General features: G+C 43.1%; 12 protein-coding genes and 1 pseudogene. 12 read left to right on the top strand and 1 reads right to left on the bottom strand.

The window, feature by feature from the left end; translation table 11 throughout:
• Nucleotides 1-13: 13 nt before the first annotated feature.
• The 9 genes and pseudogenes from C8268_RS07315 to C8268_RS07275 form a co-directional block, all read left to right on the top strand.
• Nucleotides 14-254, top strand: a pseudogene (locus tag C8268_RS07315) (CatA-like O-acetyltransferase); the annotation flags it as partial.
• A gap of 160 nt (nucleotides 255-414) precedes the next feature.
• The gene (locus tag C8268_RS07310; RefSeq protein ID WP_199794820.1) at nucleotides 415-1,053 is read left to right on the top strand and encodes a DUF2268 domain-containing putative Zn-dependent protease; all 639 of its coding nucleotides are present in this window, start codon (nucleotides 415-417) and stop codon (nucleotides 1,051-1,053) included.
• A 71-nt stretch (nucleotides 1,054-1,124) separates the two neighbouring features.
• Complete coding sequence (locus C8268_RS07305; protein WP_106767059.1) at nucleotides 1,125-1,568, top strand: MarR family winged helix-turn-helix transcriptional regulator; 444 nt, start codon at nucleotides 1,125-1,127, stop codon at nucleotides 1,566-1,568.
• Between the two features lie 64 nt (nucleotides 1,569-1,632).
• Nucleotides 1,633-2,574, top strand: a complete 942-nt coding sequence (locus tag C8268_RS07300) for a ring-cleaving dioxygenase (protein WP_106767058.1) — start codon at nucleotides 1,633-1,635, stop codon at nucleotides 2,572-2,574.
• Nucleotides 2,546-2,926: a hypothetical protein gene (locus C8268_RS07295; protein WP_158702695.1), complete on the top strand. Its 381-nt coding sequence runs from the start codon at nucleotides 2,546-2,548 to the stop codon at nucleotides 2,924-2,926. The genes C8268_RS07300 and C8268_RS07295 overlap by 29 nt, the downstream gene beginning before the upstream one ends.
• Nucleotides 2,927-2,974: 48 nt before the next feature.
• Complete coding sequence (locus tag C8268_RS07290) at nucleotides 2,975-7,078, top strand: glycosyl hydrolase family 18 protein (RefSeq protein WP_106767056.1); 4,104 nt, start codon at nucleotides 2,975-2,977, stop codon at nucleotides 7,076-7,078.
• Nucleotides 7,079-7,223: 145 nt separating this feature from the next.
• Nucleotides 7,224-8,000: a sporulation protein gene (locus C8268_RS07285; RefSeq protein ID WP_106767055.1), complete on the top strand. Its 777-nt coding sequence runs from the start codon at nucleotides 7,224-7,226 to the stop codon at nucleotides 7,998-8,000.
• A 128-nt stretch (nucleotides 8,001-8,128) separates the two neighbouring features.
• On the top strand, nucleotides 8,129-9,823 hold the full coding sequence (locus C8268_RS07280; protein WP_106767054.1) for a M3 family oligoendopeptidase: 1,695 nt from the start codon (nucleotides 8,129-8,131) through the stop codon (nucleotides 9,821-9,823).
• Nucleotides 9,824-9,948: 125 nt separating this feature from the next.
• Nucleotides 9,949-10,422, top strand: a complete 474-nt coding sequence (locus C8268_RS07275; protein WP_234032691.1) for a DinB family protein — start codon at nucleotides 9,949-9,951, stop codon at nucleotides 10,420-10,422.
• Nucleotides 10,423-10,545: 123 nt separating this feature from the next.
• On the opposite strand, the gene C8268_RS07270 is transcribed toward C8268_RS07275, so the two are convergent.
• On the bottom strand, nucleotides 10,546-12,018 hold the full coding sequence (locus C8268_RS07270) for a sodium/proline symporter (protein WP_106767052.1): 1,473 nt from the start codon (nucleotides 12,016-12,018) through the stop codon (nucleotides 10,546-10,548).
• 217 nt (nucleotides 12,019-12,235) lie between these two features.
• On the opposite strand from C8268_RS07270, the gene C8268_RS07265 reads away from it, so the two are divergent.
• The 3 genes from C8268_RS07265 to C8268_RS07255 all read left to right on the top strand — a co-directional run bounded on the left by C8268_RS07265 (nucleotide 12,236) and on the right by C8268_RS07255 (nucleotide 14,982).
• Nucleotides 12,236-12,946 carry an L-2-amino-thiazoline-4-carboxylic acid hydrolase gene (locus C8268_RS07265; protein WP_106767051.1) on the top strand — a complete coding sequence of 237 codons (711 nt, stop codon included), beginning with the start codon at nucleotides 12,236-12,238 and terminating at the stop codon, nucleotides 12,944-12,946.
• On the top strand, nucleotides 12,939-14,153 hold the full coding sequence (locus C8268_RS07260; protein ID WP_106767050.1) for a Zn-dependent hydrolase: 1,215 nt from the start codon (nucleotides 12,939-12,941) through the stop codon (nucleotides 14,151-14,153). Before C8268_RS07265 ends, C8268_RS07260 begins: the two co-directional genes overlap by 8 nt.
• A 259-nt stretch (nucleotides 14,154-14,412) precedes the next feature.
• Nucleotides 14,413-14,982 carry a TetR/AcrR family transcriptional regulator gene (locus C8268_RS07255; RefSeq protein WP_106767049.1) on the top strand — a complete coding sequence of 190 codons (570 nt, stop codon included), beginning with the start codon at nucleotides 14,413-14,415 and terminating at the stop codon, nucleotides 14,980-14,982.
• Nucleotides 14,983-15,031 lie beyond the last annotated feature (49 nt).

Genomic DNA, 15,031 nt, shown 5'->3' with positions numbered 1-15,031 from the left:
AGGTGCTATAAGGAACTCATTTCCGATTTCCAGTATTCCTTGGGTTCATTTCACAGGCTTTAATATTAACGTCTTTAACGATGGTGATTATTTTATTGCCTATCGTGATTGGAGGTAAGTATTTCTGCCAAGACGGCCGAACCTTATTACCTGTTTCATTACAGGTGCATCATTCAGTGTGCGACGGATATCATGCAAGTCTTTTCATGAATGAACTACAACAATTAGCGAACAACTACGCTAAATGGCTATAGTTATCATGAGCAGTACGTCTAGCTGGTGTGAAATAAGGCGAGATAACCAGAGTTGAAAGAGCGTCTTCCATAAATAGGAGGATGCTCTTTTTCCTTCCTGATAGGCTATTGACCTTTACGCCGCGTCATAGCTTAAGGTGGTCGTAGGAGGGATTTTACGATGAAAATGATGATAGAAGATATGGTAACCCAGTACGAAACTATGCTGTCGCTGCCGGATGAGAAGCGAGAGGACTTTTTTAGACATACTATGATGAAGCCGTTGGAAGAGATGGGGCGGACCATTCATGTTCCAATGAAGGCCAAGGAGCCAGGTGGATACGATGTTGTCATGGCTACACAAATGATGGGATACTTAAATGTCCAACATACGGATGCTGCTATAAAGGCACTTAAGGATTTACAAGAAATCAAGGCGCTTGATATGGCGAAAAAAAGTTTGACGGACTGTATTGCTTTTTCAGAAGTGTCAGGTCTAGCGATCAAAGCGGATAATTTGCATTTCGGGATGTATATTGCCGATCCTGTAAAGCTGGAAAAAGAAAACGGCTATTGCGGTTTTGGTGGTATTCCGGGTTATGTCACGATAGCGATTTATCCGAATGATTACAATAAGCCGAGAATACCTTCACTCATTGCTCATGAGTTTCATCATAATCTGCGATTTTCCTATTTTGACTGGGATTATGGCGATGTTACGGTAGGCGATTATATAATTATAGAGGGACTCGCTGAGTCGTTTGCAACAGCGATGTACGAAAGAACAGTATTTAGGTCCATGGTTTTGTTTAAATTTTAAAATACCCTTGCTTTTTTATCAATTGAGTAGTAAAGTGATATTAAGGCTAAGGTTTGGAAAGGGGACATGAGATGGAGAATAATACGATTGGTTCATTAATCTGGTTACGGTTAATTCGTTTTATGAACCAGAGCAACCATATGTCCAATGAGTTTTTGAAAAGATTTCATTTAACTACAGCACAATTTGATGTGCTTGCTCAAATATATGTTTATCAGCCATTAACTCAGATTGAGCTTGCTGAGAAAGTAACCGTGACACAAGGGGGAATTTCTCGTATGCTTGCACGTCTTGAGAAGGAAGGATACATCGAACGTAAGCAGGAGTGGAAGACAAAAACGATTTCCCTATCTGATAAAGGGGCGAAAGTACTAGAAAAAGCCATGCCAGCGCAGCTTGCGTTTCAATCATCATTTTTTGATGAGGTATTGAATGAGGAAGAGAAGAAAGTATTATACTCATTAATGACACGCGTGCATAAGCACAGCCAGAAGAAGCAGATCCCACCACAATAAACACGACAATAAATTTTTTTTACAATTTCACTTGACTAGTAAAGTCAAAAAGGAGGAAGTAAATATGTATCAAATTCCAGGACACCATCACATTTCCATGCTCACGAAAAACGCTCAAATCAACAATGAATTTTATCAAAACATACTGGGTATGCGCAGGGTAAAGAAAACGGTCAATCAAGACAATCCCTTCATGTACCATTTGTTTTATGGAGATTTAACCGGAAGTGCAGGGACAGAGTTAACCTTCTTTGAAATGCCGGCGGCTGGCAGAACGGTTCGCGGCACCAATGCAATTACACAGATCGGATTGCTTGTTCCCTCTTCTGAGAGTCTGGTTTACTGGAAAGAGCGCTTTGAACAGTTGGACGTAAAACATAGTGATATCACGACGTATGCAGGCAGAGAAGCATTGCCATTTGAGGATTCTGAAGGGCTTCGCCTCATTCTGATCAATAATGATGGAGCGGAAGTGCCGAAGGATTGGACAGCGTGGGAGCAGTCATCGGTTGATCCGAAGCATCGTATTTTAGGGATGGGATCGGTAGAAATCACAGTTCGCAATCTGGATAAATTGGCGAAAACATTGATGGAAATATTCGGATATGTTGAAGTGTCTCGTTCAGAACAAGAGGGTGTTTATCAGTCGGTTGAAGGTCAAGTTCTTGGTGAAATCGTAGTGAAAGAGCAGGATGGACCGAGTGAGAGACCGGGCCGGGGCAGCATCCATCATCTAGCCATTCGTGTAAAAAATGACGAGGAGCTGGCTTACTGGGATGAGGCTGTGAAGAAACGCGGATTCAGTTCGTCAGGCATCATCGATCGTTTTTACTTTAAGAGCTTGTACTTCCGTGAATCCAACGGTATTTTGTTTGAAATTGCAACGGATGGCCCAGGGTTTACCGCAGATTCAACGGTTGAAGCGTTAGGAAAGAAGCTTGATCTGCCGCCATTTCTGGAACCAAGACGTGCTGAAATTGAAGCCGGATTGGCACCGCTGGATTAATAAAAAGTGCTGGAAAACAGGATTGAGAATGTACAGGAAAAGCAACAGTTTTATAAAACGCTCTCGTGTTCAATCAGGACAACGGGGGCGTTTTTTCTTGGGTTCAAGCCAAGATGTATATATCATTCAATTTTATCCCTCTGAAATGAGAAAATCCCCCTTCCTATATGATAAACTTCATCCCATTATTAAATTGAATGAATTTTCATACACAACATTATTTTGTAATGAAGGGTGGGATCTGTACAAAAAAGTAGGAAAGAAACTAGAAAACAAGGAGGATGGGCAAACACTTACAGTTTTTTTGGTAAACGCTTACAAAAATATCACAGATAAGGGGAAAAAGTTATAACAATTCATCAAATCTTATGTACAAAATTCAGTTTGAAGAGGTGAATTCATGCATAGATCCGGTCGGAAGAAATATTTTAACATAATGGTTCTGTTCCTGAGTATGCTTTTAGTTTTTGGTACATTGTTTGCCGCTCCAGCCTCGTATGCGGAAACGGATGTTATTGATAACCCTGTGGAGTCAACACCTGCTCCTGACAAGCCTGTACCACCTAAAGAAGAAACCCCGTCAGACGAGACTTCTCCCGTAGAGAAGCCTAATGAAGAGACTACTTCAGAAGAACCGGGTAATGGAGAAGGTGGACCGAAAGAGGGGGGAGATTCTCTGAAAGCTCCGCAAAATCTAAGAGTAAAAGAAGGGTCGATCACGGCCACCAGTGTAATGATTGAGTGGGAACACCATCCGGAAAACAATGATATTCATCTTTGGCACGCGGATACTAAAGAATATGTCGGATCAGGCAGTAACGGCAGTTTTACACTCGAACAATTGAAGCCGGATACAACTTATAAACTTTTTGCTACGTGGGAGAAAGATGTAACTAAAGACGCAAGCCATGCTATCGAGTTTACGACGCTTGCAGGTGATGAGGAGCTTGAACCGCCAAGCAAGGACGGCCCTAGAAATCTTAAAGTTGTAGAGGTAACTCATAACACCGCAACTTTGACTTGGGACCCAGCTTTAGAAATCGAGCATTATTGGGTTTGGGACGCCAAAACCAACAAGTATGTAACTTGGGCAAACAGTGGAATCAGAACTGTAGGTGGATTGGAACCATCAACCGAGTATTCGTATTTTCTTGGGCCGGATGGAATACAAGTTGCCGATCTCAAACCAGAGCAAAAAAGTAATGTAGTGACATTTACGACAACTGAAGATAAAACAGAATACAAAGATCCCCCATTAGCACCTCCAAGCTATTTGAAGGTAACGAAAGTGACCGATGATTCGGTAACACTCGGCTGGGGAGGTATTTCTAAGGCAACGGGGTACGACTTATATGTGAATGGAGCTTGGATTACCGGATCATGGGACAACAGTTATTCCATCACTTATAAGCCGGAATCGGGGATGGAAATAGGGAAAACGTACATCTTTATGCTTGGGTCACAGAACAAGACGGACCCGGTTTCCCCGGCTTCAGAGAATAGCAATCAAGTGAAGATCACTTGGGGAGAGCTGGCAGCCCCCGAGGATTTACAGGTCATTACAGCGACCAGAACGTCGGCATCACTCGGTTGGGCTCCTGTACCTGGAGCGACCAGCTATGACATCTTCCAAGATGGAAAGCTTGCAGCAACCAGTACGGATAACCGTTTCGTAGCCAACGGCCTTACGGAAGGGCAAACTTATTCCTTTACGGTTGTGGCCAAAAACAGCTTGTGGACCTCTCCTTCAAGCAGTGATGTTAGTGTTGTGCCCGGAGCGAGTTATACGAATGTAACTTACTATAGTTCGTGGTCTGGCCTTGAATCAGCGCGGAATTATAAACCACAAGATATTGATGTATCTCAAATTACACACATCAACTACGCGTTCGCGGATCTGTGCTGGAAAAAGTTCGGAACAGGGGCCGCAGCTTGCCAGAACGAGAACATTCCTTTACAGAAGGATTATGTGCACGATGGTGAGATCATTATAGGCGACTCTGAGGTGGATGTAGACAATTTCAAAACATTTGCCCAAATCAGAGAAAACTCTCCGCATCTGAAAATAATGATCTCGGTTGGCGGGTGGTCATGGTCGAAAAACTTTTCCAATATGGCAGCTACTGAGGAGACACGCCATGTTTTTGCCAATTCGGTAGTGAAATTTTTAAGGGAATATCAATTGGATGGCGTAGATATCGACTGGGAATATCCAGTTGAGGGGGGCGAGAGCTATAATGCCAGACGTCCAGAGGATAAACAAAACTTTACGCTCATGATGCAGACGGTTCGTGACGCACTGGATGCGGCTGGCTCGGAAGATGGCAAATATTATCTGCTATCGATTGCTTCCGGACAAGGAGACAATTTTGTTGTCAATGCCGATTTTGAAAATTCAGTACAATATCTCGATTATGTCAACATTATGACCTACGATTACAGCGGAAGCTGGGAAAAGCTTGCGCATCATAACGCACCGCTATTTTACGATAAGAATCATCCTAGCCGAAATGCCCCAAGAAATAACGTGCAAGGGGGAGCATTAGGTCACTTAAACGGCGGGGTACCGAATCATCAATTAGTGCTTGGCATACCGTACTATGGAAAGGGTTGGCAGGATTGTCCGCCAAACGGACAATATCAGACCTGCTCCGGCGGCACGACTGACGGTTCATGGGAAGCTGGTGTTTTTGACTTCAGCGATCTCGAGGATAATTATATAAATAAGGATGGCTATCAGCGTTACTGGAATAAAGCATCAAAGGTAGCTTACTTGTATAACGGCGAGAACAAGACTTTTATAACGTATAATGATGAGGAGACGATGTTGTACAGCGCTTCTCTTGTAAAATCGCTCAATATTGCCGGTGTGATGAGCTGGGATAATAGCGGTGATCGGAACAAGACACTGACGACAGCGCTGGTGAATAACTTGCCAATTCACGGCACCATTAATGCATCTGAGTTAGCTCCTCCCTCTCAGATTACGGTTGCTTCAAAGCAGGCGAAATCACTGCAGTTCAAGTGGAAGCCTTCCGAGGGAGCAACAGGTTATGAAGTATATGTGAATAACCAGTGGGTTGGCAATACTACAGAGCTGGAGTACACGTTAAATGATCTTAAACCAGCAACGGAATATAAGATTCACGTACTTGCGGTTGAAAAAGATGATGACAAGGTTCAAAGAGTATCAAGAAGCAGTGATGTGTTAAAGGTGACCACTTCGTCAGATACGGTGACTCCACCACCTTCCGGGGGAGGGGATACAAGTTCACCACCATCTACATCACCATCACCGACAACACCAACCAAACCTTCACCTCCAGATAAAGACAACAATGAGCTAAAAACCAAGGTGAGCAAAAATGGCGATACTACGGTAGTTACGCTGTCAACAGATGCTGCATCCTTGAAGCAAATTGATGACTCAACTTCCACCACATTTAGCATTGTTATCGACAGCGACAGCAAAAATCCAGTGGAACTGTCCCTGCCTGAGCAGATCATTGCAGCTGTTGCGAGAAAAGGCGAGAAAGCAGTATTGTCCATTCGCATGAAGGATGCGGAATACACCATTCCGATTCAGGCGATTGACGGGGCAGCTGACGTTAAAATGATCTTCCAAACACCGGAGCAAACGGTGCTGGATCAGATGAAAAAGGGACTACCTTCCGGCACGATAACAAAGCTGGTTCAACCATTTGAACTCAAGATTAGCTCCGGATCTAAGGACAAATTTGTTCATATTGGAGAACACTATATTAGCCGTAAATTCACTTTAAATGCGAAGGATATCGATATCGGTCGTTCTTCCGGAGTGATTTTTATCCCTGAAAGCAGCGAACTTCGTCATGTTCCAACACTGTTTAAAGTGAATGCGGATGGAACGATTACGGTGGAAATGAAAACAAAAGGCAGCGGTATATACGCTGTGATTGAAACCGATTACACATTCCAAGATTCAGCCCAGGGTTGGGCACAAAAGGATGTTCATTTAGCAGTTGTGAAGCAAATTGCCTTTGGTGAAAGTGCGAACACGTTTGGTGTGAACAAAAGTGCCACTCGAGCTGAAGTCGTGTCCATGATCGTAAGGGGCCTTGGAATCATACCGGATTCCACCAGCTCCGCGTTCAAAGACGTTGATATACAGTCCCAATATGCCGCTGATATTGCAGTTGCCTCCAAATTGGGACTGATCAAAGGCAAAACGAAAGATACATTTGATCCAAACGGTACAATAACTCGTCAGGAAATGGCGGTTATGCTGGCAAATGCACTGAAGTATGCAGGTAGAACAGATGCTGCCGATGACGATGTGCTTGCGCATTTTAATGACCAGGCCGCGATTGCATCTTATGCAAGATCGTCACTTGCCTTCATTGTACAGGAAGAGATTATGAAGGGCGTTTCAAAAACACGCCTGGCTCCTAAGTCCAACGTAACGAAAGCTCAAGCAGCAGTGACCGTGATGAGAACGCTGCGATCTTTGGAGTTATCGAATTAAATTTTGCAAGGGAGAAGTCCCATAAGGCCGGATGGCCTGAGGGTTTCTCCCTTCTTTTGTGAAATAAGCTGAGAAAAAACAAGAAACTTTTAAGGTTAATTAACGTATATTCCATTATCTTCAAATCATAAGAGGAGGGTTATGTATGTCTTTTTTTAACAAAATGTTGGCGAGTGTTGGAATCGGGTCGGTACAGGTAGATACTCTTCTTGAAAAATCGTCCTATTATCCAGGTGAGGAAGTAAGGGGAGTCGTACATATTAAGGGCGGGAATGTGGATCAGAATGTAGATCAAATCTACATTAAGCTGATGACAGAATATATCAGAGAGCGCGATGACAAAAAGTTCTCGGAATCGTTCACGATTGCTAAAGTTAAAGTATCGAACAAACTGGTCGTAAAGCAGGGGGATAAGCTTGAAATTCCTTTTGAATTTCCATTGCCGCTGGAAACGCCTCTAACCCTGTACAGACAACCGGTTTGGTTGCATACGGGTCTGGATATTGAGTATGCGATCGATCCGAAAGACCGGGATTATATCGAGGTTACACCGCACCCATACACTTCTGTTGTACTGAATGCAGTATCCGAGCTTGGCTTCCGGTTTAAATCAGCAACTTGCGAGTACCATCCGAGACTGGGGCGGGGCCTGCCATTTATTCAGGAAATCGAGTTTTATCCGGGACCTGAATATGCCAGAAGAATCTCGGAGCTGGAACTGATCATGTATTTGGATGTGGACCGGCTGACTGTTCTAGTAGAAGTTGACCGCAGAGGAAGAGGGATATCAGGCTGGCTTGAGCGTTCGTTTGATATGGATGAGCGTCAGAGCCGAATGGTCTTGGAGCGGGATGAACTGAAAAAGGGTCCTGCATATGTGGTTGGAATTTTGGAACAATTGTTGAATCGACTAGCGAATTAATGGTAAGAATTTCAGCTGTTCATATGGATACACACGAAAGCAGTTTATAAATTGAAATTTATGGTAGATACTCTCGTGATTTTTAGTATAATAGATGTACTTTAAAACTAGAAGGGAAGGGTTATACGATGAGGTTTTCGGATTATCCATACAAACGTCCGGATTTGAAAGAAATTGAACAGCGGTTTAATCAATTACTAAAATCGTTTAATGAAGCTGATACTTTTGAAGAACAGGATCAGGCGATGAAGGCGATCAATGAGCTGCGTCAGCACATGGATACCCAGGCTACACTGGTCAGCATCCGCCATTCGATTGATACTACTGATCCGTTCTATAAAGAAGAACAGGAATTTTTTGATGAAGTGGGACCGATTTATCAGGGATACATAACCGACTATTACAGAGCGTTAATTAAATCGAAGTTTCGTCATGAATTGGAAGAGAAATGGGGGAAGCAGCTGTTCGCATTGGCCGAACTGTCACTGCGAACATTCAGCCCGGAGGTTATTGAGGATCTTCAGCTTGAGAACAAGTTATCCACCGAATATTCTCAACTGATCGCCTCCGCCAAAATCCCATTCAATGGCGAGGAGCTTACGCTCTCTCAGCTGTCCCCTTATGAATTGTCCACAGATCGCGAAATTCGTAAGAGTGCTTTCAATGCTCACTATCAATTTATGGCCGAGCATGAAGACGATTTTGACCGGATTTACGATGAACTGGTTAAAGTCCGGACGAACATTGCCAAAAAACTAGGTTATAACAGCTTCGTAGAGTTGGGTTATGCGCGTATGGCCCGCACCGACTATAATGCGGAGATGGTCGCGAATTTTAGACAGCAGGTACTCGATAACATCGTCCCGATAGCCAGCAAGCTGAAAGAACGTCAGCGCAGCCGTATTGGCGTAGATGAATTGCTGTTCTATGACGAAGGCTTCAGCTTTAAGTCCGGAAATGCAACGCCGAAGGGTGATGCGGAATGGATCGTGAAAAACGGTAAAAAAATGTATAGCGAGCTGTCACCGGAAATGAACGAGTTTTTCACCTTTATGACTGAAAATGAACTGATGGATCTGGTTAGCAAAAAGGGTAAGCAAGCAGGCGGGTATTGTACATTTATTCCTGATTACCGCGCACCGTTCATATTTTCCAACTTCAACGGTACTTCCGGAGATATCGATGTGCTGACACATGAAGCAGGTCATGCGTTTCAAGTGTACGAAAGCCGCGGGTTCGAAGTGCCGGAGTACACGTTTCCAACGTATGAAGCTTGTGAAATCCACTCTATGAGCATGGAGTTTTTCACATGGCCTTGGATGAAGCTGTTCTTTGAAGAGGACACTGAGAAATATAAATTTAGCCATTTGAGCGGCGCCTTGGAGTTTATTCCTTACGGTGTGTCGGTGGATGAGTTCCAGCATTTCGTATATAGCAACCCGGATGCGACGAAGGAGGAACGTAAAGCGGCCTGGCGCGAAATCGAACGTAAATATTTGCCACATCGGAATTTTGCAGGAAATGAGTATTTGGACAATGGAGGCTTCTGGCATAGACAAGGTCATATTTTCAGATCACCGTTCTACTATATCGATTATACACTGGCTCAAATTTGCGCCTTCCAGTTCTGGGTACGTCTGCATGACAACTATGAAGCGGCTTGGTCCGATTACTTGAAGCTGTGTCAGGTCGGCGGAAGCAAATCGTTCATTGAGCTTGTGAAATATGCGGGACTTCAATCTCCGTTTGAGGACGGCTGCATCGCTTCCGTTGTCGGAGATATCGAAAATTGGCTGAACAGCGTTGATGATAAAGCACTTTGATGCTTTCACCGTCATAATGCGATAGCTATATGTATAAGATGGTGAAGTGGTTTCTTTTGGATGAATAGGTTAAAATGAAATCAGGTTACTTAAAGTAAGCCGAATATTGTAGAGTGGAGGATTGAATGATGTCCCAAAATATTTTACACACGGGTAAGCGGGTTCATAACATGGCTCTCCAACAGATCCAAGCTATACCGGAGGAGCTGTTTGATGTTCAGCCGCCGCAGTTCAACAACACGATCCGTTGGCATGTCGGGCATATGATCGTCACCCTGAATTATTTCCTTTACAAAGCTACTTCGTTTCAATTCGAAATTCCGGAAGTTTACGGTCGATTATTCAGTCCAGGAACCAAGCCTTCCGACTGGACGGTAGCGCCTCCTACGAAAGAAGAGCTGCTCGAATGTATTTCCGGCCAACTTAAAGGTTTGGAAGGGATCTCTGCCGCTTCACTCGAAGAACCATTGAAACAACCTGTTGATCTAGGCCCCATGCACTTTGAAAACGCAGGGGAACTCGTCAACTTCGCTCTGATCCATGAAGCGATGCATCTTGGAAACATTGCAAGCATGTTGAAAGTCATTAAACAAGCGTAATCATATGATACAGAACAGCCCCTGGTATCCGTGTGGAACGGACGCTGGGGGCCTTTTGATTCAAATGAAGGAAAGTAAATGGTGTTTTTTCTTAAGTGATGGCACGAAAAGCAGCCGCAAAAGTTATACGGCTCTTTGCTCACTGTGCGCAGCATCTAATTTACGATCCGGGTATAATAGGCTCGCAGCAATACCAACGATGAGACAGATGAAGAACGTGCTGAATTTTGCTGAAACAATTGCTTCCATCGGCGAGATTGTCCATAGAATGGCGCTGAGAAAGCCTGTAATAATCGTTGCGATTACACCAATACCCGATATTCTTTTCCAGAAGAAAATCAATAAAATAACAGCGGAAAACGTATTGCCTATACCTGCCCAGGCAAAGCTTACAACGCCGTAAATGATCGATTCAGACCATAATGAAATGATCAGGCCTAAAATCCCGGATATGATAACGACAAGGCGAGACAGATTCACTAATGTGCTGCTTTTCATCTGAATTCCTATCGATTTATGGATAATATCCTCACTTACAGATGTCGTAACGACCAATAGTTGAGAGGAGGCCGTAGACATAATCGCTGCTAATATACTGGAAATCATTATTCCTGCCACCCAAGGTGGAAGCAAATCGGAAACCATATAAGGCAAAATCATTTCGGCATCCTTGATCGTATCTTGTTTATAAAGAATGGAACCGAAAATCCCTACTAAAAACGCTCCTACATACACAATGAGTGTCCAGATAAATGCAACCTTCTTGGCTGTGCGCAGTTCTTTTTCATTTGTCAGCGCCATAAAACGCGAGCTTAATTGCGGTTGTCCGCCCAGCCAACCGAAGAACCACGAGAAATTCGTCATCAGCATGGTTCCTAATGCTAGCCCTGTTAATCCGCCAAACCAGTTATCCGCGCCATTTCCCATTTCAGTTAAAGCATAAGAGATGGATAAATCCTGATTTTGAATCTGTACAAAGGCTGCAATCGGAACGAGGATAAAGGTTAACACCATTAAAAAGCTCTGCACGGTATCCGTCCATACAACGGACATAAAGCCGCCCATACACGAATACGCAATAATAATGGCTGCAATCACAACAGTTCCTATAGTGATATCGATACCGGAAATCGAATAAATGGTTTTACCTGTACCAGAAAATTGGCCTGCAATGTAAAACACCGAGAAGGTTCCCATTATTAAAGCAGACAATACTCGAATGATATGACTGTGTGTCGGAAATTTAACAGCTAAATAATCCGGCAGCGTATAGACGTTGTATTTCTTTCTTTCGTTCATAAATTTTCGTGCCAAAAACAGCCAGGAGCAAACCACCCCTAAAAACATACCCGACAATATCCAAATACCTGACAAACCTGTCAAATAAATAAATCCTACGGCTCCCAAAAACATATATGCAGATTCGCCGGTCGCTCTTTCAGAGAAAGCTAAAGCCCATCCAGGCAATTTATTTCCGCCGAGAAAATAATCATGCTGATCTAATTTTTTTCTGCTAAAATAAACGCCGATCCCTAACATAGCCAGCAAGTAAATGACGATTTCTGCGTAGATGATAAAGCTGCCTGTAAAGTTCATCGTTATCTCCTTTTTTAAAATCCTATTAAGTTTATATGATTAATAAACTTAGGCTATATGCGATGAACTGTCAATAAGATAACATATAATTAAAAGATAATTCTTAGTAAACCCATATGAATTTGAACCAAATGCTAACCGGTTATATAATATTAAGAATAAAGATTTAAGAAATGCCCCTTTTGCGGGCAAGAAAATATCATTGGGAGTGTTTACGATGAATGAAGCTAAAATTAACATCCCGCCATTGTCCATGTATGCTATAACAGCGAAGCTTTTTACACATGTAGAAAGGGCCGTTGTGTCTAAATATGGTAAACAAGGACAAGATTTGATTCAACAAGCTGTAGAGCGCTTTGGATATAAAGATGCTGAGGAAATTGCCCAACAGGCGACGGTCGATGGCGAAAATCATACGTTGTTTGATTATATTCCAAACCGACATCAAGCAGAAAACAAGTATAGAGATCTGACGATTTATGCATTGATGGCCAAACTGTTTGCCCAGTTGAGCAAGGCGGTCGTTGATGAAGTCGGCGATGATGGCAAAGATACGATTCGTGAAGGGGTTCGTACATTCGGTGAGGAACGCGGCCGGGGCATTGCACAAAGAGCTCGTGCGAACGGGGTGAGCAATACAATTGAGAACTATCTGTCCAATTATGATATGGGCAGAAGCGATTTATTCACCTATACGTCTGATATCAAGCCTGAGGAAATTGAACAGAACTTTACAGCATGTCCTTTTGGGCAGCAATGGGCAGACGATCATATGCATGAATACGGTATTTTGTATTGTGAAATGATCGATCCTGCTGTTGCGCGCGGTTATAACCATAAATTTGAAGTGGAGCATGATCAGTATGTGTTAAAAGAAGGAAACTGCCATTTTAGATTTAAGTTAAAGGCATCTGATTCCCATGATTAACATACAGCGGCTGAGCGAGCATATTGAACAGCTATCAAGGATTGGAAGAACCGCTGACGGAGGCATTGATCGTTTTTCGTATACAGATCATGACATCAAAGCGAACGAGCTTGTGGCTCAATATATGAAAGCAGCTGGGCTAAACGTCCATTATGATGCTGTCGGCAATTTGATTGGAAGTGATGAAGGCACCGAAGATTTGCCTGCCATTGTTTTAGGTTCTCATATCGATACGGTCCCTAACGGTGGTAAATTTGATGGCAGCCTGGGTGTTTTGGTAGCCATCGAAGTTATTCACTCGTTTAAAGAACAAGGAATAGAGTTTAGGCATCCTGTAAAAGTGATTGCTTTTAGAGATGAGGAAGGTACTCGTTTCGGGTTTGGCATGATTGGAAGCAGAGCGGTTGCAGGGACATTGACAACGGCCGATCTGCAAAGAATGGATGAGGACGGTATAACAATCGAGCAGGCTATCGCCAATTGTGGTTTAGAAAAGAAGTCTCTTTCCAGCACTAGATTAAATCATGTTAAATGTTATCTGGAAGTCCATATCGAACAAGGAAAAGTGCTAGAGGCTAAAGGGGCAGCAGTTGGGAATGTAACGGGAATAGCCGGACCTTTATGGCTTAAATTTCAGTTAACTGGACTAGCTGAACATGCGGGAACCACTCCGATGAATCAACGTCAGGATGCTTTAGTAGGAGCAAGCTTGATTATTGCTGAAGTTGAGAAAATGACAAAACGCTATAATTCGTCAGTAGCGACAGTCGGCAAACTGATAGTAAAACCCAATGGCGTCAATGTCATCCCGGGTGAAGTGGAATGGACGATCGATATGAGGGATATCGATGAAGCACAGCGTGACCAGCTTGAGAGAGAGATTAAACAGTATGCTGAGGCTGTAGCTAGAGAACGTCAATTGGGCCTGCATGTGATTGAATTGCAACGTGTCGAGCCTGTTCATTGTGATAAGATTCTTCAAGCTCTTATTAAAGAGAGTATTCAGGAAATAGGAGAGACGGTTGTATCCCTGCCAAGCGGGGCAGGGCATGACGCCATGCAATTCAAGGACTGCTTTCCTGTTGGAATGATCTTTGTCCGCTCTAAAGATGGAATCAGTCATAATCCTAAAGAGTTTACAGCTGAAGAAGATATGTTAAAAGCAGCACAAGTGCTATACAAAACGATGGTAAAACTGGATCGATAGTTATATTTCGCTAGAAGATCTCCTCGGGAAGTTATACTCCGGGGAGATTTTTAGCGTTATTGGCCGTTATGCGTGGTTTATTATGGAGCACCTGACTATGGTCAGTCTAAAATAAAATGCATATATCCTTTTATTGAAAGGGTATTGACCTTTTAGCCTGACTGCTGTTAAATTAAAATGGCCCATAAAACGATACCCTGCCTAAATGAAATGATAGGATTTGAATCTTTGTTATTTTTTAACACAGGTGGCGAGGTTTATGAATGAGAGATTGATCAAAGAGATTGCTATGAAGCATTTCATTTTATATGGATATGAAGGAACGAAGTTGGCTAAAATTGCGGAAGAAGCCGGCATCAAGAAGCAGTCTCTGTATCACTATTTCAGGAATAAGGACGAATTGATCCTCAAGATGAACGAGGAAGCGATAGATGAGGAAATTGAGTTTCTTAAAAGTTATTTCAGGGAGCCAGTTGCCAAACCGCTGGATGAAATCCTGGTAACTTTTTTGACAGACTACAAACAGCGTTATTTGACAAATGATAATCTGTCTTTCATGCTGCTGATGGCGTTTATGCCTCCGTCTCATTTATGTCAAGTGTTTCAGCCGAGCTACCGGAATTACTATTCACATTTGGAACTGCTGCTCGAAAGGGTCTTCGTAGATCACAGCGAGGTTATTCGGGTTTCCCCGGAGGATGGGGCTGCATCCTTTGTCACGTTTATGGATGGGGTCGTTGTGCAGCTGTTTTATGATACGCCGCAGGCTTTTGATCATGCTTTGCGGATTTCATGGGACATTTATTGGAGAGGAATCTCCTGTGGATAAATTGTGAAGATCGCAATTTTAATTTCATATTTCGCGAATATAAGAATGA

It is taken from the genome of Paenibacillus faecalis, from assembly GCF_900289175.1.
GTDB classification, from domain to species: Bacteria; Bacillota; Bacilli; order Paenibacillales; family Paenibacillaceae; genus Paenibacillus_AQ; species Paenibacillus_AQ faecalis.
This window is presented reverse-complemented; position numbering and strand designations above follow the sequence as displayed.